The 20,318-nt window shown below is 38.0% G+C and carries 14 protein-coding genes; 10 read left to right on the plus strand and 4 right to left on the minus strand.

Features of this window, described 5'->3' with window-relative positions:
- Window positions 1-136 precede the first annotated feature (136 nt).
- A complete protein-coding gene (locus R2S57_RS12870; RefSeq protein ID WP_316845358.1) occupies window positions 137-820 on the plus strand; it encodes an XAC2610-related protein in 684 nt (227 codons plus the stop codon).
- 131 nt (window positions 821-951) lie between these two features.
- On the opposite strand, the gene R2S57_RS12875 is transcribed toward R2S57_RS12870, so the two are convergent.
- The 4 genes from R2S57_RS12875 to kbl all read right to left on the minus strand — a co-directional run bounded on the left by R2S57_RS12875 (window position 952) and on the right by kbl (window position 4,316).
- Window positions 952-1,527, minus strand: a complete 576-nt coding sequence (locus tag R2S57_RS12875; RefSeq protein ID WP_029274048.1) for a TetR/AcrR family transcriptional regulator — start codon at window positions 1,525-1,527, stop codon at window positions 952-954.
- Window position 1,528: 1 nt separating this feature from the next.
- Window positions 1,529-1,939, minus strand: a complete 411-nt coding sequence (locus R2S57_RS12880) for a hypothetical protein (RefSeq protein ID WP_316845359.1) — start codon at window positions 1,937-1,939, stop codon at window positions 1,529-1,531.
- Window positions 1,939-2,979: a phenylalanine--tRNA ligase subunit alpha gene (pheS, locus tag R2S57_RS12885; RefSeq protein WP_316845360.1), complete on the minus strand. Its 1,041-nt coding sequence runs from the start codon at window positions 2,977-2,979 to the stop codon at window positions 1,939-1,941. Before pheS ends, R2S57_RS12880 begins: the two co-directional genes overlap by 1 nt.
- Before the next feature lie 149 nt (window positions 2,980-3,128).
- Window positions 3,129-4,316, minus strand: coding sequence for a glycine C-acetyltransferase (gene kbl, locus R2S57_RS12890; protein WP_316845361.1), 1,188 nt, complete (start codon window positions 4,314-4,316; stop codon window positions 3,129-3,131).
- 247 nt (window positions 4,317-4,563) lie between these two features.
- On the opposite strand from kbl, the gene R2S57_RS12895 reads away from it, so the two are divergent.
- From R2S57_RS12895 to R2S57_RS12935, 9 genes are all read left to right on the plus strand, one after another.
- Window positions 4,564-7,011 carry a DUF5686 and carboxypeptidase regulatory-like domain-containing protein gene (locus R2S57_RS12895; protein WP_316845362.1) on the plus strand — a complete coding sequence of 816 codons (2,448 nt, stop codon included), beginning with the start codon at window positions 4,564-4,566 and terminating at the stop codon, window positions 7,009-7,011.
- A 193-nt stretch (window positions 7,012-7,204) separates the two neighbouring features.
- Window positions 7,205-8,140 carry a rhodanese-related sulfurtransferase gene (locus R2S57_RS12900; protein ID WP_316845363.1) on the plus strand — a complete coding sequence of 312 codons (936 nt, stop codon included), beginning with the start codon at window positions 7,205-7,207 and terminating at the stop codon, window positions 8,138-8,140.
- Window positions 8,141-8,232: 92 nt separating this feature from the next.
- Window positions 8,233-8,649 (plus strand): four helix bundle protein, encoded by a 417-nt coding sequence (locus R2S57_RS12905; RefSeq protein WP_316845364.1) that lies wholly within the window; start codon window positions 8,233-8,235, stop codon window positions 8,647-8,649.
- Between the two features lie 209 nt (window positions 8,650-8,858).
- On the plus strand, window positions 8,859-11,738 hold the full coding sequence (locus tag R2S57_RS12910) for a triple tyrosine motif-containing protein (RefSeq protein ID WP_316845365.1): 2,880 nt from the start codon (window positions 8,859-8,861) through the stop codon (window positions 11,736-11,738).
- Window positions 11,739-12,100: 362 nt separating this feature from the next.
- Window positions 12,101-15,112, plus strand: coding sequence for a TonB-dependent receptor (locus R2S57_RS12915; RefSeq protein WP_316845366.1), 3,012 nt, complete (start codon window positions 12,101-12,103; stop codon window positions 15,110-15,112).
- 10 nt (window positions 15,113-15,122) lie between these two features.
- On the plus strand, window positions 15,123-16,595 hold the full coding sequence (locus R2S57_RS12920) for a RagB/SusD family nutrient uptake outer membrane protein (protein ID WP_316845367.1): 1,473 nt from the start codon (window positions 15,123-15,125) through the stop codon (window positions 16,593-16,595).
- A 62-nt stretch (window positions 16,596-16,657) separates the two neighbouring features.
- Window positions 16,658-18,028 carry a glucoamylase family protein gene (locus R2S57_RS12925; protein ID WP_316845368.1) on the plus strand — a complete coding sequence of 457 codons (1,371 nt, stop codon included), beginning with the start codon at window positions 16,658-16,660 and terminating at the stop codon, window positions 18,026-18,028.
- A 58-nt stretch (window positions 18,029-18,086) separates the two neighbouring features.
- Window positions 18,087-18,488, plus strand: a complete 402-nt coding sequence (locus R2S57_RS12930) for a hypothetical protein (RefSeq protein ID WP_316845369.1) — start codon at window positions 18,087-18,089, stop codon at window positions 18,486-18,488.
- 13 nt (window positions 18,489-18,501) lie between these two features.
- Window positions 18,502-20,256, plus strand: a complete 1,755-nt coding sequence (locus R2S57_RS12935; protein WP_316845370.1) for a discoidin domain-containing protein — start codon at window positions 18,502-18,504, stop codon at window positions 20,254-20,256.
- The last annotated feature ends 62 nt before the right edge of the window (window positions 20,257-20,318 follow it).

The raw sequence follows: 20,318 nt of genomic DNA on the forward strand, positions 1-20,318 counted from the left end.
TTTTTTTTTGCAAAAAATTTTAATATCGGATAGGTATATTTTTTAGTTCATCAGATAATTAGCACAGAAAGAAAACGTTAACCTTTTTTAACTTTTTGTCGAAGGATATTGATGTAATTTTACCAAAATTTATTTCATGAAAAGTCTGATCATCTTTTGCGGTATTTTATTGATAACCAATACTTCGAAAGCACAGTTTAAGTTCCTTGCCAATAACAGCTCCAACCAATATAAAGCCAAAATTTTTGTTGACAAATGCGAGGGTAATGCCTGTAGCGGAAAGGCCACTGTTATTATTTATGATAAAGTATCAGACAGAGAAATAGACACCTTCCATTCTGAAGACCTGGATTTTGGCTTAACGGAAAAACAGGATGCGAAACTTGGATGGCTTGAACTTGGGAAATATCAAACACCATTAATTTTCGGAGATTTTAATTTTGATGGCTTTGAGGATATCGCTATCCGAAATGGCAGCAATGGGGCTTACTCCAGTCCATCGTACAATGTATATTTAGCATCAAAGGATAACCAGTTTCTGTTGAATAGCGAACTCACCAAACTGGCAAGCGAAAACCTGGGCATGTTCGATATTGATAAAAAAACCAAACAGATTGCTATCCACCAGAAAGATGGATGCTGTTTCGACAAAACCATCAATTATAAATATGGTGCTAAAAATGTGCTGTACGAAGATTCATCGGTAATTGAAGACTCAAGTATTGCAGATAATGTTACTGTAATTACGCAAAAACTGATTGACGGCAAAATGAAAAGAACCGTACAAAAATTTAAGATCAAAGATTATTATAATCAATAAATCAGCTTAATTTATTAGGTTTTTAGCCACAGATTACACAGATAAACACAGATTTCTCTACACGCCTGAACGGCTGGGCAGGTGTGCCCATCCTTTTTATCCGTGGCTAATTAATACTGTTCAATGGGTCTTTAAAGTGCTGCTTTCACTAAAAACGGCAATATCTCCTTCTGAAAGCTTACAAAGTTCTTACGCACATCCGAATCACTTACCGAGGTAAATGCAAACGAAAATACAATGCTTTTACTCGCCTTAAGCAAAAAGGCCAAACCTTCTCTTCTGGCAGGATTGTTCTTAAAATTATCCAATTGCAGATAAGCTGCTAATAGTAATGCTTCAAGCTGATCTGACAAGTGTTTTAAGAACTCCTGAGAGTTTGCATTTTCACGTACAAAATCCCATCCGATAAACTCATTGCAGGCCGTAAAAGACAAACGACTGGTTTTCATCACCAAGGCCTTCAAATGCTCCTCTTCTGAGGCGTAGCTTAATTTATTATGGAGGATTTCGTGAAGGTTTTGGTCGAGATAATCCATGAGGATGCTATCCAAAACCTGTTCTTTACTTTCGAAATATTTGTAAATGGTTGCTTTGGCTATACGCGCCTTTTTAGCAATTTCGTTCACACTGGTTTTATGATAACCGTATTTTCTAAATAATTCTTTGGCAGCCTTTTTTACTGTTTCTTTTATTTTTTCAGCTTCCATTTTAATTGCTTACGTGTAATAGTGTATTGCCCTGTAGCGAAATATTATATGCTTTTAAGCTTTTTTCAGCAGGTGCTTTTTGCGGACTTCCATCCAGTAGTGAAAACTTTGCACCCGAACATGGATCAGTTGCGGTTACGCCACTTTCATCAGGTGCTACTTTACAGATTTTCTCTGGATTTACGGTACTGCAACGATCAAACGCTACATAAGTACCAAGTGGCGTTTTTACGATCAATAATCCACCAATTCCATTATCTGGCACTACCATCACATTATTTACTGCTTTTAAGCTAAACTCGGTTATAGTAACATTATAATTTACCGGCACATCCGGGATATAACCACCATCTTTACCACAGCCTGCAGCCAGTATCAGAACAAATAATATGCTGTATAAATACTTCATCATTAAATTAAAGCCGATTTAAATTGCTTTAAGAAACGTGCATCATTCTCAGAGAACAAACGCAGATCTTTAATTTCATATTTGAGGTTGGTGATACGCTCTATGCCCATTCCAAATGCAAAACCGCTATATTTTTTCGAATCGATACCACAGTTTTCCAAAACATTGGGATCTACCATACCACAGCCTAAAATCTCTACCCAACCACTGTATTTACAAAACTGGCAGCCTGCACCCTTGCAGATTGTACAAGAGATATCCATCTCTGCAGATGGCTCAGTAAACGGAAAATATGACGGGCGGAAACGTACTTTGGTACCTTCTCCGTATAATTCCTGAACGAAATAAAATAAGGTTTGCTTCAAATCTGCAAAGGAAACATTTTCATCAACATATAAACCTTCTACCTGATGGAAAAAACAATGTGCCCTTGCCGAAATGGCTTCGTTACGGTAAACACGCCCCGGCATAATGGCCCTAAACGGTGGTTGACCTTGCTCCATCATGCGAACCTGTACGGATGAAGTGTGTGTACGTAGCGCGATATCGCCCTTCTCGCCACCTTTTTTAATGAAGAAAGTATCTTGCATATCTCTTGCAGGATGCTCTTCAGGAAAGTTTAATGCCGAGAAATTATGCCAATCGTCTTCAATTTCAGGACCTTCTGCCACTGTAAAACCAAGTTTAGCAAAAATTTCTACAATTTCTCTGCGCACCAAGGCTAAGGGATGGCGCGAACCAATCTCAAAACCTTCACCTGGCAGGCTTAAATCCAATTGTGAACTTTCTGTTTTTGTTTCAGAACTTTCTGTAGATTCTTTTAAGGTAAGGTATTTTGATTCGGCAAGTTGCTTAAATTCGTTTAAAACTTTACCTAAAGATCTTTTTTCTTCAATAGAAACAGATTTGAATTCGTCGAAAATCTCTTTAATTACTCCTTTGCTTCCTAAATATTTAATACGGAATTGCTCAAGTTCGTCTGCTTTTTCAGTTACGAAAGCATTAATTTTTTCGGTATATTGTGTTATTTTGTCCTGTAACATGGCTTCAAATATACAGCAAATTATCTAATAATTTTACAGTTGATGGGTTCAAATAATCTGTTTACAATATCATTATAAAAGAAAATGAACCCATAAACGACAAAAGCCGCATACAGCGGCTTTTGTCGTTTATGATAGATCTACAAGTTTTAAATCACACCTAATTCTTTACCTACTTTGGTAAACGCAGCGATTGCTTTATCTAAGTGATGCTGCTCATGACCGGCCGACAACTGCACACGGATCCTCGCTTTACCCTGAGGTACAACCGGATAAAAGAATCCAATTACATAAATACCCTCTTCTAACATTTTAGCTGCAAATTGTTGTGCAATTTTGGCATCGTATAACATTACCGGAACAATTGGATGGAAACCAGGTTTGATATCAAAACCAGCAGCGGTCATTTTATCACGGAAATATTTGGTATTGCTTTCCAGTTTATCTCTTAACGCAGTGGTTTCGCTTAACATATCCAATACTGCAATAGATGCACCTGCAATTGCTGGTGCCAAAGTATTAGAAAACAAATAAGGGCGCGAACGCTGACGAAGCATATCAACAATTTCTTTTTTACCCGAAGTAAAACCACCCGATGCACCGCCTAAAGCCTTACCTAAAGTACCCGTGATGATATCAATACGGTCCATTACATTGAAGTGTTCGTGTGTTCCGCGGCCATTTTTACCGATAAAACCGGTACAATGCGATTCATCAATCATGATCAATGCCTCATATTTATCAGCCAGATCTGCAATTTTATCCAATGGAGCAACTGATCCATCCATAGAGAAAGCACCATCAGTTACAATAATGCGGTGCCTGCAATCTTTAGCCGCTATTAACTGTTTTTCCAGATCTTCCATATCTGCATTTTTATAACGGAAACGTTGTGCTTTACACAAACGCACACCATCAATAATCGACGCGTGGTTCAGTTCATCAGAAATAATGGCATCTTCTGCATTAAACAAAGGTTCGAACACACCACCATTGGCATCAAATGCGGCAGCATATAAAATGGTATCTTCCGTACCTAAAAATTTCGAAATCTTAGCTTCCAATTCTTTGTGCACATCTTGTGTTCCACAGATAAAACGCACTGAAGACATTCCATAGCCATGATCGTCGATTGCTTTTTTAGCTGCTTCAATCACTTTTGGATGAGAAGAGAGCCCTAAATAATTATTTGCACAGAAATTAACTACCTCAGCACCGCCGCTTACTTTAATGTCGGCGCCCTGTGGGGTAATAATAATCCTTTCGCGTTTAAATAATCCAGCGTTTTCGATTTCTTCAAGTTCTTTTTGAAGAACAGGTTGTAATGTTTTGTACATGGCCTTTTTATATGGTTGATTTTACGCCCAAAGTTATAAAAAAAAGTCTTTTCAGACCTAAAAAGGCAATTTTAACAACATATTTACGGAACAAACGTTTGAGTGATCTGACAATAGTTGTGATGGCTCTTATTTTTGGTAAAATTTATTGCCTTGATATTTTTTTTTCAACTTAACAAACTTTAACACATACCTATATGTATAGTCTTAAAAGTTATTCGATATTTATAGCTTACTAATCTAATTTATGATAAGAATCTGCGCGCTCCTATTTTTTTGTGGCCTCACCAATTTTGTTTTAGCTCAACAATTTACCATTACCGGCACTGTTAAAGACAGTGGCGGACAACCTATTCCTTTTGCATCAGTTTACTTAAAAAACACCACCAACGGAACATCTGCAAATGTTGATGGGAAGTATTCAATAAAGCTAAAAACCGGAGAACACACCCTAAGTTTTAGAGCAGTGGGTTATAAACAACAGGAACATATCATTAACCTTACTGATGATGTGTTGCTTAACGTAACATTAACCTCCGAAAGTTATACTTTAGAAAACGTAAATATCAGGGCCAATGCAGAAGATCCTGCTTATGCCATTATCCGTAAAGCAATTAAACAAAGAAAAATACACTTAAATGAAGTGAATGCATTTAGCTGCGATGTTTACATCAAGGGCGTTCAACGTTTAAGAGGTGCACCTAAAAAGTTCTTCGGTCAGGATATCCAAAAAGTTTTAGAACTCGATACCAACCGAAAAGGCATTATTTATTTGTCAGAATCGCAAAGTAAGTTCAATTTCAGAAGGCCAAATGATGTGCATGAAGAAATGATCTCCTCAAAAGTTGCAGGTAGGAACAATGCTTTTTCTTTTAATAAAGCATCCGACTTAATTGTCAATTTTTACGATAATTACCTATTGGAAAACACATTAAGTGCCAGGGGGTTTATTTCTCCAATTGCTGATAATGCACTTTTTTATTATAAATACAAATTACTTGGCGAAAGCAAGGAAAATGGAGAAACGATCCATAAAATCGAAGTCATCCCGCGCCGCGAAAACGACCCGGTATTTAGAGGGATTATCTATATTATTGATGAAAGCTGGAGGATTTACAACACCGATGTATATCTGACCAAAAAAGCTGGGATCAACTTTATTGATACCTTAAACATCAGTCAACAGTTTACTAAGGTTAAAGAGGTTTACATGCCTACCGCTATTAATTTTCAATTTGAGGGCAATGTACTGGGCTTTAAAATTGCAGGTTATTATGTAGGTATCTACAACAATTATAATATCGACCCAAAGTTTCCTAAAAACTTTTTCAATGGTGAAATTTTGAAAGTAACCGAAATGGTGAACAAGAAAGACTCGGTTTATTGGAAAAATAACAGGCCTATTCCTTTAACAGGGGATGAAAGGCTTAATTATGTTAAAAAAGATAGTATTGCTAAATTAAAGGAATCGAAAAAATATCTCGATTCGTTAGAAAAAGACAACAATAAGTTCGGAATCGGCAAATTACTCCTCAGGGGCTACAGCATTAATGATCGCTACGATAAGGAATATTGGTCTTTCGACCCTGTGCTTAAAGCGATTTTTTATAATACTGTGGAAGGTTTTGCCATTAAATATGGAGTTACTTACCGAAAGGATTTCGAGAACAGAAAATCCTATTCCATCCGACCTGAACTGAGGTATGGTTTTGCCAACCAAAAACTTACCGGAAGTTTAACAGGAAATTATTATTACAATCCCCTTAAAAGGGCCAGTGTAGGTGCATCATTCGGAAATGGAATTTTCGACCTGAACAATCTAGGCTCGATGACAACTCTGGGCAATAGCATCAACTCCTTGTTCTATGAAAAAAACTTTGCCAAGTTTTATGAGAAGAGTTTTATTAATATCAATAGCACCCGCGAATTGGCAAGCGGACTTCAGGGAAGTGTGAGTGTAGATTACAGCAGGAACAAAAATTTAAGCAACAGCTCAACATTCAAGTTTATTGATGCAAAAGACAGGGAATTTACCTCGAACAATCCATTTAGCCCCGCAACAGAAACACCACTTTTTCCAACCTACAACTCGCTTAGCGCAACTGCAAATTTAACTTATATTATCCGGCAGAAATACATTACCCGTCCGGATGGCAAGTTTTACACCGAATCCAAATTTCCAAAGATGACGTTATTGTATAAAAAGGGATTTAATGGCGTGTTAAACAGTGATGTTGATTACGATTTTGTAAAAATTGAGGTTTCGCAGGACAGGATCGGATTGGGATTATGGGGTTACACTTCATTTTTGGTTGGCGCAGGTAAATTCCTGAATAATGAAAAAATGTATTATCCTGATTTCAAACATTTCGCGGGTAACATTTCTACCATTTTCCCGCCAAACCTAAGAAAATTCCAATACCTTGATTTTTATCAGTTCAGTACCAACCAACAATATTTCGAGGCACATTTAGAGCATAATTTCGCGGGCTTTTTCATGAATAAGGTTCCTTTATTGCGTAAAGCAAAATTGGAAGAATTTATCGGCGGAGGTTATCTGTCCTCTCCAGAAAAAAGAAACTACAAAGAATTTTACTTCGGCATCCAGCGCCTGGTACTAAGGGCCAGTTATGGTTTTGCTTACGATGGTGCGACCAAATTAACACAGGGATTTAGGATATCGTACGGCTTTTAACCCCTGCCAACCCTCCCCTAAAAGGGAGGGCTTTAGAAGACCTGAAAGGGCAGGAACAACTAGATTTTAAAATCGATGATAAGGTTGTGGATGAAGAGTGTAGGGCGTAGAGGTCTTCAGCCTTTTTACCTTCAACCTTTTTTATTATCTTTGCCCCGCTTTAAACGCCGTTTGCAACGGTATCAACAGCGTTATGAAAAAATATCAAACACTACTTTACTATTGCTATAGTTACATAGCAGAGGCAGAACAATTTGCTGCCGATCACCTTAAATTTTGTAAATCGTTAGATTTAGTTGGCCGCATTATCGTTGCCGATGAGGGTTTAAACGGAACTGTTTCCGGAACTGTTGAGGCCTGCGAAGCGTATATGAAAGCCATACATGCAGATGAAAGATTTGCAAAAACTGAATTCAAAATAGATAATGTTGAGGAGCCTTCTTTCCTTAAAATGCACTGCCGCTATAAATCAGAAATTGTGCATTCGGGTTTAAGAGATACTTCCATTATTGATCCGAACGAAAAAACAGGCAAACATTTAGAACCTGTTGATTTCATGAAAATGAAGGATGATGAAGATGTTATTATCCTTGATGTGCGTTCTAATTACGAACACAATCTTGGTAAATTTAAAAATGCAGTAACGCTTGATATCGAGAATTTCCGCGATTTCCCTGAACAGATTAACCAGCTTGCCCAATATAAAGACAAGAAAATATTAACCTATTGTACCGGAGGTATTAAGTGTGAAAAAGCTTCTGCTTTGCTTTTACACCACGGTTTTAACGATGTTTACCAATTGCATGGCGGCATTATCAAATACGGAAAGGAAGCAGGTGGAAAAGATTTTGAAGGCAAATGTTATGTTTTTGATAACCGTATAGCTGTTGATGTAAATGAGGTCAATCCTACCATTGTTTCGGTTTGTTACAACTGTGGTAAAACTACCCCTAAAATGATCAACTGTGCCAACCCGGAATGTAATGAGCACATTACCCAATGCGATGAGTGTGGCGATCAGCTTCAGGGCTGCTGCTCAACAGCGTGTACCACTAATCCCCGCAAACGTCCTTATGATGGTACAGGGTATTATGTAAAGGTTCCTCAGCCAGTGGCAATGAAGGGCTAACCTTGATTATTACCTATTAGTTGATAGTTAATGGTTAGGTAGTCGATAGCCATAGTTCACAGACTATTCAATGATCATCAAATAGTTAAGATATGATGATAAATAATAGAAGTCATAATATTGAGAGAGATAATTATATTTATTTCAAAATCGACGTTATGGCTTTCAAATTTGAAGAACTAAAAGTTTGGCAGATTTCATTAAATCTCAGTAACGAAATAGACACTATTGCAAAAAGTTTTCCACGGATAGAACTTTTCAGTTTAGCCACTCAAATTAAAAAAGCAGCTGACTCTGTAAATCTCAATATTGCCGAGGGATGTATGGGTCAATCAAAAGCTGAATTTTCTAGATTCTTAACTTATTCTGTCCGATCAGGATTAGAGGTTGTAAGTTGTTTGTTTATGGCTTTTGCCAGAAATTACATCACTGAACTAGAATTTAAAAGACTTTATTCTGAATACGAACAACTTTGTAAGATGATTTCGAAGCTAAAAAATTCTCTGTAATATCTAATTGTTTCAAATAAATAGCTGATAGTATTTGGTAAAAGAACTAGTTTCTATAGGTTAAAACATTAATCATCAGCTAAGGGCACCTAGCATGAACTCATGGCCATGAACCATCAACTAATAGCTATTAACCCTTTTACCAATAACCTTATTAAACAATTTTTCATTTACTTTGTGTAATAATGGGTTTACCCAATTACCATTTTATGCTAAACTACTTCCGGTTCCTCATCCTATTATCCTGCTTTGCTATAAATACATATGCCTCAGAAATTAAAAGCATAGGAGTACCATTTATAGAAAATTACCCCAAATCTGTTTATTCATCAGGAAACCAGAACTGGAGCATTGCAAAGGATAAAGATGGTGTAATGTATTTTGGTAATGCCGAAGGGCTTTTAACTTTCGACGGGCGCTATTGGCAGAAATACCAGATGCCCAACAGGCAGATTGTTCGATCAGTAGCTACTGATAATAAAGGGCGGATTTACACGGGTAGTTTTGGCGAATTTGGCTTTTGGGCAATTAAGAACAACAAACTAACCTACAACTCACTTATTAACCTTTTACCAAAAGGTATCAAGATCAATGATGAAGTTTGGAAAATCTATGTAGACCGCGACCGGGTAATCTTTCAATCCTTTTCCAAGATTTTTATCTACAAAAACAATAAAATCGAGGTCGTAAAATCACCATCTTCTTTTCTGTTCCTGCATAAAGTAAATAACAGATACCTGATTGAAGTGCTGGAGAGAGGTTTGTTCGAACTGATTGGGAACAAATTGGTTTATATCCCAAATAGTGAAAAACTGGGCAAAGAAGGCATCCTCTCTATCCTTCCCTATAAAACCAACGGCTTTATTATCGGTACCAGCAAAAACGGATTATTTACTTATGATGGAAAAGATTTTACACCTTTAAACACACCCGCCAATAGCTATCTTAAAACCTATCAACTCAATAATGGAGTGAGTTTATTGGGCAAGTATTTTGCTTATGGTACTATCCTCAATGGTTTAATCATTATTGATGAAAACGGACGGGTTGTTCAACGCATCAACAAATCAAGCGGCTTACAAAACAACACGGTTTTGAGTTTATATGCGGATAATGAACAAAACCTTTGGACGGGGCTTGATAATGGGATCGACCGCATTGAGCTTAATTCGCCTTTATATTTCTATTTTGATAAAACAGGCCAGTTTGGTACCGTTTATTCTAGCATCATCTTTAACAATAAAATTTATCTGGGCACCAATCAAGGTTTATTTTATAGCGAATGGTCACCAGATAACCTTTTACCCTTTAATTTCCGGTTAATCCCAAATTCGCAAGGGCAAGTATGGGAACTGGCGATTATTGATAATGAATTAATCTGCGGGCATAATAGCGGTACATTTAAGGTAAAAGGAGATCAAATCGAATGGTTATCACGATCTGCTGGTGGCTGGACAATTAAAAAACTAAACTCTAACCCGAATTACCTCATTCAAGGTACATACACCGGGCTTTCACTTTTTACGGAATCACCCGGTTTAGGGTTAAAGTTTGCGACGAAAATTACAGGCTTCGATGCACCATCAAGATATGTTGAGCAAGATAACAAGGGAGATATCTGGGTGGCACATGCTTATAAGGGTTTGTTTAAACTAAATCTGAGTCCAAATTATGCCAGCGTAACCAGCACCAAATACTTCGATGAAAAGAATGGCCTACCTGGCAATTACAACATTAATATTTTCAATTTAGAAAACAAGATTGTTTTCTCTTCTGATGCAGGTTTTTATACTTACGATGAACTCAGTGATAAGTTTACCAAGTATGCGGCGCTTAATAAAGAACTTGGTTCATTTCAATCCTCCAACAAAATCATCAATGCAGGTGGGAAAAAGTATTGGTTCATTAACCATGGAAAAACGGCCCTAGTAAATTTTAGCGAACCCGGAAAAGTAGAAATAGATTCGAACCAATTCAGCATTTTAGACGGCAGGATGGTTCAATATTACGAGAACATCAGCCGCATCAGCAGTTCCATTTACCTGATCAGTGTTGACGATGGTTTTGTGATCTATAACCCAACGGCACAGCTCAGTGGCCAGAAACAAAAACTTCCTGCTGTTTTAATTAGGCGGGTAGAAGATATTACGGATAAGTTTTCGCTTATTAGTGAAGCTGGAAATGGTGCTGAAGCAACAGAGATACAGAACAGCCGCAACAATATCCGCATTTCTTATGCCCTTCCTTATTACCGCCAGGCCAAAATTAAGTACCAGTTTTATTTAGAAGGATATTCAAAAACGTGGTCTGACTGGACTTATGCCACACAAAAGGATTTCACCAATTTAAGCGCTGGAAACTATGTTTTTAAAGTGCGGGCAAAAACAGATGATAGTTCTGTAAGCGAGGAAACCATTTATGCATTTACTATTTTACGGCCATGGTATTTAAGTAACTGGGCTATTATTCTTTACGCGATCCTATTTGTAGTGGTATTGATTCTGGGCAAGAAAATTTATGAAAGAAAACTTCGAAGAGACAGTAAAAAAATCAGCGACCGCTTACAAACTGAACAGGAAGCTAAATTAAGGCAGGAAGCAGAGATTAATGAAAAACAAATCATTAAACTGCAAACGGAGAAATTACAGGCTGAACTGGCTTCGAAAAACAGGGAACTGGCCAATTCTGCCATGACTTTGGTATACAAAAATGAATTGCTTCAAAAACTGAGTGATGAAATTACGAAGCTAAAAGACGAAAATGGCAAAAAACTATCGGAGGATCAAACACGCAAAATCCAGAAAGTAATCAATGATGGAATGAATGATGAACGCGACTGGCATTTGTTTGAGAACAGCTTTAATGAGGCACACGAGAGTTTCTTCAAAAAGTTAAAAGCACAGCATCCTGATCTTGTTCCCAACGATCTAAAACTCTGCGCTTATCTCAGAATGAACATGAGCAGTAAAGAAATGTCGTCGTTACTGAACATCAGCTTAAGGGGTGTAGAAATCCGCAGATACCGCCTGCGCAAAAAACTGGAAGTGCCACATGATAAAAACTTAACTGAGTTTTTAATGGAGCTTTAATTCCAGCTAGCCTCAAATTCAAACACCCCGAATCACCTAAAACGATGTTAGTAAAGTTTGCTCAAAAAACTGTTTTTGATGCTTTTTCATGGTACCTTTCAAAATTGGCACTACATCATTACCTCTCATAACTGCTTTTTAAGCCCCACAAAATACTTAGTGTAGTTTATACACTTGTGTATATGTTAATAATATGTTAAAATCCCAAATATTGCGTTTTTAGGCTAAAATCGCATTTGGTTTAAATGCTTGAGATACTCCAGAAGGCAAGTTGATGTAATAATGTTGAGGTAAAAACACTTGCACATCAACAAAAACAACCCCACATTTAACTAACAATTAAACTAAATTTATAATAAAGCATGAAAAGAATCTTTACAAGACTTTCTGTTCTCGCTGCATTTTGTTTGCTAACAATTAACGTAGCATTAGCGCAAAACATTACCGTAAAAGGTAAGGTAATTGATGGAGGAGATAAAACTCCTTTACCAGGCGTATCTATTTTAATTAAAGGCACACAAACTGGCACACAAACAGATGTGAACGGCAACTACTCCCTTAGCGCGCCGGCCAATGCCACACTAGTATTTAACTTTGTAGGCTATACAGCACTTGAGCAGGCTGTAAACAATCAAACTACTATTAATGTATCATTAGCTTCATCAACACAACAATTAGAGCAGGTTGTGGTGGTTGGTTACGGTACGCAAAGAAAAATTGATGTTACAGGATCGGTTGGAACCGTAAAGGGCGAAGACATCTCTAAGCAAGCATCTGTTAATCCAGTAAGTGCACTGCAAGGAAAAGTTGCTGGTGTATCTATAACCAATAATGGTACACCTGGTTCGTCACCTCAAATCACGATCCGTGGCACAAGCACTATTTATGGAAAAACCGGACCATTATACGTTGTGGATGGTGTATGGTACGATGACATTAATTTCCTGAACCCAGCAGACATTGCCAATATCAGTATCTTAAAAGATGCATCATCGCAATCAATTTATGGTATCCGCGCGGCTAACGGTGTTGTTTTAGTAACTACTGTTAAAGGTAAAAAAGGAAATGCGGTAATCAACTACAATGGTTCTGTTGGTGTTCAAAAAGTAACCAATCAAGTAGAAATGGCAAATGCAAGTGAATATGCAACTGCGGTAAATGAAGCATACAGTCTTCAAACCCCACCTGCTACACCTTTATTTGCAAACACCAATTTAGGTACCGGAACCGATTGGTATGATCAGGTGCTTAGAACTGCCATGGTCAATAATCACCAGTTATCTATAAGTGGAGGCTCAGAAAAATCAACTTATAATTTCTCTTTAGGTTACCTTGATCAGGATGGAATTGTAAAAAACAATAACTACAAACGTTATACAGTAAGGTTGGCTAACGATTTCCAGATTTTTGAACCTCTAAAAATTGGTTACAACGTTGCAGGAACGTACAGTAAATCAAAAGATGCTCCATCAACAATCTTCAGGGCCATGTATGCTGCGTCACCAGTTGTACCTGTTTTTAACCCAGATGGCAGCTATGGTGATCCTAATGCTTTTAACCTCGGAAATGGAAGCAATATGAACCCTCAGGCGACATTAGATTTCTTTAATCAAAATACAACCAAATATAAAATTAATGGTAACGTATATGCCGAATTAAAATTCCTTAAGAATTTCACCTTCAAAACGAGTATTGGAGGAGATTTCGGACAGGAAGAAGTTAGGGGCTACGTACCACAATATAAGGCTACCAATACTCAGCTAAGTACAATAAGTAAACTTGATATAGATCGTATTGAGAATAGAAACTGGCTTGTTGAAAATACCTTAACTTTTGATAAAAAATGGAACGATCATAGTTTAACATTTTTGGCAGGTCAAACGGCTCAGCGAAACAAAATGTATACGATAAACGCTGATGCACAAAATGTACCTTATACTTCAGAAGGAGATTTGTACCTGGCTTTAGGTGATGCTGCAAGCAGAAGTATTATTGATAAAGGGGAGTTAAGCACATTTACCTCTTATTTTGCCAGAGTAAATTATGGTTACAAAAATAAGTACCTATTAAATGCTTCCATCAGAAGAGACGGTGCTTCACAGTTCTTCGGATCTGACAATGTTTGGGGCAATTTTCCTTCAATCGGAGCAGGCTGGGTAATTAGTAACGAAGAATTTATGAAAAACCAAAATATCTTCAGTAACTTAAAATTAAGAGGAAGCTGGGGTAAAGTAGGTAATGCCGGGGTTCCATTTAATCCGTCAACCCAAACTGTAGATCAGTCTGCGGCATTAATCGCAATTTTTGGAGGTATTCCTTACACAGGTGCGAGCATTAGAAGCATTGTTCCACCAACTTTATTTTGGGAAAGAAGTGCAGGAACCGACATCGGTTTAGAGATGGGCTTCTTAAAAAACAGGTTAAGTGTTGAACTCGATTATTATAACAGAAAAACAGAACAAGCAATATTTGATATCCCGGTTTTAGGAAGCCTAGGAACAGCAAACAGCTCGCTTATTGCAAATCAGGCAGATATCCAGAACCGTGGTTTCGAGTTTTTAGCTACCTGGGCTGATAAAACATCTGGTGGTTTAACCTATTCGGTAAGTGGAAACCTGGGAATTAACATCAACAAAGTATTGAATGTTACCTCAGGTGCCAATCCTATTTACAAAGGTGGTGCAGGCTTAACCAGCGGTTATCTTTCAACAAGAACTGTTAATAACAGACCTATTGGAGAATTTTATGGTTATCAGGTTGCTGGCATATTCCAAACAGATGCAGAAGCTGCTGCATGGCCTGGATTTAAAAAGGGCGATTTTAAATATGCAGACATCAATGGAGATGGGACTATTGATTTAAGAGACAGGGTTGTTCTTGGTAATCCAAATCCTAAATTCACCTATGGTTTAAATACCAACTTCGCTTACAAAAACTTCGATTTAACTTTAGATATTCAGGGCGTAGCTGATGTAGATGTGTTTAATGCAAACCTGAGCAGTAGATTTGGTAACGAAAACTATACTAAGGATTTTTTCGATCACCGTTGGACTGGTCCGGGTACTTCTAACACCTACCCTTCAGCAGATTTAGCTGGCGGGCTTAACAATGCGCCAAACTCCTTTTATGTAGAAAAAGGTGATTATGTCAGATTAAGAAATATCCAGCTTGGTTATAGCTTGCCTACAGCAATTGTTAATAAATGGAAAATGCAACGATTAAGGGTATTCTTAAACGCACAAAATGCAGTTAACATTTTTGGATACAAAGGATTTAGTCCAGAGGTAGGTGGAACGCCAACCAATGCCGGTATTGATACCAATGTATATCCTTTGTTTGCTACCTATAACTTTGGAGTTAACGTAACTTTCTAATTGATTTAAAATGAAAAAATATATAAATACACAATCATTTTTTGCTGCAGCTGCATTTAGTGCAGTACTTTTTACTGCATCCTGCAAAAAAGATTTTCTAAATGTTCCGCCTCAGGCTCAGCAACCATCAGTAACCTTTTGGAAAACTCCTGAAGATGCGTTAAAAGGTGTAAATGCTATTTATGCCAACTTACGAAGCTGGAATAATGTTGCTTTTAATACAATTGTTATCGAAAGTACTGGTTCTGATGAAGCGGATAAGGGAAGTACCCCTACTGATGCTACCTTCTTTAATCTTTATGATCAATTTACGGTAACTGCTACGCATGGGTCATTACAAGATTTTTGGACGGGCCAGTACCAGAATATCAATCTTAGTAATCAAGTTCTTGATAATATCCCGAATATTTCCATGGATGAGACCCTGAGAAACAGGTATCTGGCAGAAGCTAAATTTATTAGGGCATATTCCTATTTCAGATTGGTTCGTGCCTATGGCAACGTGGTATTAAGATTACACGTACCTAAAGATAACAGCGAATATAATCTTCCACAATCAGATAAAGCTACTGTTTATGCCCAAATAGAAAAAGATCTAAATGAGGCTGCAGCAGTTTTACCTCAATCTTATGGTGCTGCAGATTTAGGCAGGGCAACTAAGGGTGCAGCGATTGGATTACATGCTAAAGTTGCCATGTACCAAAACAAATGGGCTGATGTACTTTCACTAACCAATCAGGTAATGACCATGGGTTATGACTTATTTCCTGATTTCGAAAAAGGCTTTAGAACACAGAATGAAAATAACATCGAATCTTTGTTTGAGGTACAAGCAGAATTGGTTCCAGGAAATGGCGACGCATCCAATTCACAGTACAGCCAGGTTCAAGGTGTAGCTGGAATAATGGGTTGGGGCTTTAATACACCTTCAGAAGCATTGGCAAATGCTTTTGAAACAGGAGATCCACGAAGAGACGCAACCATTTTGTTTAAAGGTGAAACCACGCCACAAGGCGATTTGATTCCTACAACTGTACCCAACGAAAGGTACAACCAAAAATCGTACGTGCCTTTTGCATTGCGTGTATCTGGATTTAATGAAGGTGCCCAACAGAATTTCAGAGTATTAAGATTTGCGGATATTCTGTTAATGAATGCAGAAGCCGCAAATGAGCAAGGAAACGCGTCACAAGCATTAACTTCATTAAACAGGGTTCGTAAACGTGCCAGAGGTGCAAATAACAACATTCTTCCAGATGTTACAACCACCGATAAAACCGCTTTACGCACCGCAATATGGAAAGAAAGACAGGTGGAACTTGCAATGGAAAACGATCGCTATTTCGACGTTATCCGTCAGGGAAGAGGTTTAGCTATTTTTGGTGTTAAGGGCTGGAAAGCTAACAAAAATGAAGTTTGGCCTATTCCTCAGAACGAGATCGAATTAAGTGGGGGATTATTGAAACAAAACCCTGGTTACTAATTTATACTTTTTTGATAAAGGTTGCCAGTTAATGCTGGCAACCTTTTCTTTCATCTACTCCTATGTTGAAAATAATCTCAAAGAAAACTGCAAATTTACTGATAGCCTCATTTTGTACACTTCTACTAATAGCTTGTACAAAAAGTAGAAATACAGCGTATAATCCCGATCTCTCGATCAAAAAAAACCTTTCCGATATCGAATTATTAGATCTGGTTCAAAAGCAAACTTTCCAATATTTCTGGGATGGAGCCGAACCAACATCAGGGGCAGGCAGGGAACGTTTTCATGTGGATAATGTGTATCCGGAAAATGATCAAAACACGGTGGCTACAGGGGCAACAGGTTTTGGTTTGATGGCTATTTTAAGTGGTATCGACAGAAATTATGTAACCAAAAAAGAAGGTTTAGAAAGATTAAATAAAATATTGGATTTTCTATCCAGAGCAGATCGTTTCCATGGCGCATGGCCGCACTGGATCAATGGCGAAACCGCCAAAGTACGTCCTTTCGGACAAAAAGATAATGGTGGAGACCTTGTAGAGACTTCATTTGTTGCACAGGCCTTAATCTGTATCAACGAATATTATAAAAACGGAACTGAAGAAGAAAAAGCGCTGGCAAAAAAAGCAGATGAGCTTTGGAAGGGAATTGATTTCAACTGGTTCCGTAACGGACAAAATGTATTGTATTGGCATTGGTCGCCCGAGTACCAATGGGAAATGAACTTCCCGGTAAAAGGTTATAACGAATGTTTAATTATGTATGTTATGGCGGCCTCATCCCCTACCCACAGTGTACCTGCTCAAGTTTATCATGAAGGCTGGGCAAGAAGTGGAGCAATTAAGGCGAATTTCGATTTATATGGATATCATATTCCATTAGACTATCAAGGCGCAAAAAATTCTGTAGGTCCTCTATTTTGGGCACATTATTCATATTTAGGTTTAAACCCCAAAGGGCTAAAAGACCGCTATGCAGATTATTGGGAAAATAATGTTAACCAAACATTGGCCATACACGATTACTGTGTAGCCAATCCAAAAAAATTTAAAGGTTATGGCGAAAATAGCTGGGGTTTAACTGCAAGCTACTCTGTAAAAGGTTATGCCGCCCATAGCCTTCAGGAAGATTTTGGCGTAATCTCCCCTACTGCCGCCATATCTTCTATCCCTTACACGCCAAAAGAATCAATGAAAGTAATCAGACACCTTTATGAAAACCTTGGAGATAAAGTTTGGGGCAAATATGGTTTTTATGATGCCTTTTCTGAAACCGACAATTGGTATCCCAAAAGATATTTAGGCATAGACCAGGGCCCTATGGTGGTGATGATTGAGAATTACCGTTCTGGTTTGCTCTGGAAGTTATTTATGGGCAACAAAGATGTACAAGCTGGATTAACAAAATTAGATTTCCAGTTTAAGCCATAAGATTAAGTTGTATTTAAGTGTTTAGCCATTATAAACTTCAAATTAGATCTACAGAACCATGAAAAGAATCATTTTAATATTAACAGCAATGATCGGATGTATAATCCTAAATTCAAGTTTTACTGCCATATCCCATGCTAAATATAAAGCCGCAATAACAAAATTCACTAATATAAATGTTACGGCCACCAACTCAACTAGCGATGGCGTGTATGTAAGGTTAGAAAACAATACCAGTGGAGGTGTTTATTCTTTCTTTGTTCCACCAAATTCTCCAACCGGAACAGTTATCGGACAAGTACCCGAAAGTGGAGATGTTTACACTGTAAAATTAACCTCAACAGGCGGCGCACATGATATGTGGGTTTACTGGGAACATCAATCACACGTTACCGGACTCAGCGTTAGCGGAATGTCGATAGGATGCTCTAGTTGCGCCAGAATAAACATCTTTAATTAATTCATAAAGAATAATGGCTAAACATTTATTCAAAATATTTTTAATTTCATTATTGTTCTGCAGTACTTATCCGGTATCTGCTCAACAAAAAACCTATTGTAACCCGATCAATATCGATTATGGTTACACACCGTTCGAATCATTTACCGAATGGGGGAAACATCGCGCCACGGCCGATCCGGTAATTGTAAATTATAAAGGAGACTTTTATCTTTTCAGCACCAACCAATGGGGCTATTGGCATAGTGCCGATATGTTAAACTGGAAATTTCACGAAAGAAAGTTTCTTCGCCCATGGAATAAAACCAAAGATGAGCTTTGCGCGCCAGGTGTTGGCATTGTTGGCGATACCATGGTAGTTTTTGGCAGTACCTATACCAAAAACTTCACTTTGTGGGGCAGTACCGACCCTAAAGGGAACAAATGGTTTCCATTGGTCGATTCTTTGGAAATTGGTGGTTGGGATCCTTCATTTTTTACCGACGACGATGGCAAATTTTACATGTACAACGGAAGCAGCAACAACTACCCAATGTATGGTGTAGAGTTAGACCGCAAAACTTTTCAACCTAAAGGAACCCGTACGCCAATGTACCTGCTTCAAAGCTGGAGATATGGTTGGCAACGTTTTGGCGAATATATGGATGATACTTTTCTCGATCCTTTTGCCGAAGGTGCCTGGATGACGAAACATAACGGCAAATATTATTTTCAGTACGGCGCCCCCGGAACCGAATTCAGTGGCTATTCTGATGGTGTGGTGGTGGGAAACAAACCTTTATTTTATGATAGCCCATCCACGCCACAATCTGATCCTTTGAGTTATAAAGGCGGGGGATTTTCGCGAGGTGCAGGCCATGGCGCAACATTTCAGGACAATAGTAAAAATTATTGGCACATTTCTACCAGCATCATCTGTGTAAAAAATACCTGGGAACGTAGAATGGGCATTTGGCCAACCGGTTTTGATAAAGACGATGTGATGTGGACCAACACCGCGTTTGGCGATTACCCGCTTTATTTACCTTCTGAAAGAAAAGAAAGTGCTCCTGCTGGCCCGGGTTGGATGCTCATTAACTATAAAAAGCCAGTAACGGTGTCTTCTACCTTAGGAAGTTTTAATGCCAATAATGCTGTCGACGAAAGCATCAAAACCTATTGGAGCGCAAAAACAGCCAACAATGGCGAATGGATTCAGACCGATCTGGGTAGCCTGGCAACTGTTAATGCCATACAGATCAATTATGCTGATCAGGATGCTGAATTTATCGGCAAACAAACGGGCATTTTTCACCAATATAAAATCCTGTCCTCAACCAACGGCAAAAAATGGACAACACTTGTCGATAAAAGCCAGAACAAAACCGATGTTCCGCATGATTACATCGAACTTCAAAAACCAGTGAAAACAAGGTTTATCAAAATGGTCAACATCCATATGCCTACCGGAAAATTTGCCATTAGCGGTCTGCGTGTTTTCGGGAATGGCAATGGAGAAAAACCTACAAAAGTTAAAAACCTCATTGTATTGAGGACAGAAAAAGATAAACGCAGTGCCTACATCAAATGGGAACCTGTAGATAATGCTTTTGCCTATAACCTTTATTATGGCACGGCACCAGATAAGTTATATAACTGTATCATGATCCACGATTTTAATGAATATTGGTTCAAGGCAATGGACAGCCAAAAAGCTTATTATTTTGCTATTGAAGCGATAAATGAGAATGGTGTATCTATAAAAACAGAGGTAAAGAAAGTTGAGTAATAAAACACAGCTCACGCTCTATTATAACAAGCGTGAAAATAACCGATCGTTTTTAACGATAA

It is taken from the genome of Pedobacter psychrodurus (genome assembly GCF_032678585.1).
GTDB classification, from domain to species: domain Bacteria; phylum Bacteroidota; class Bacteroidia; order Sphingobacteriales; family Sphingobacteriaceae; genus Pedobacter; species Pedobacter psychrodurus_A.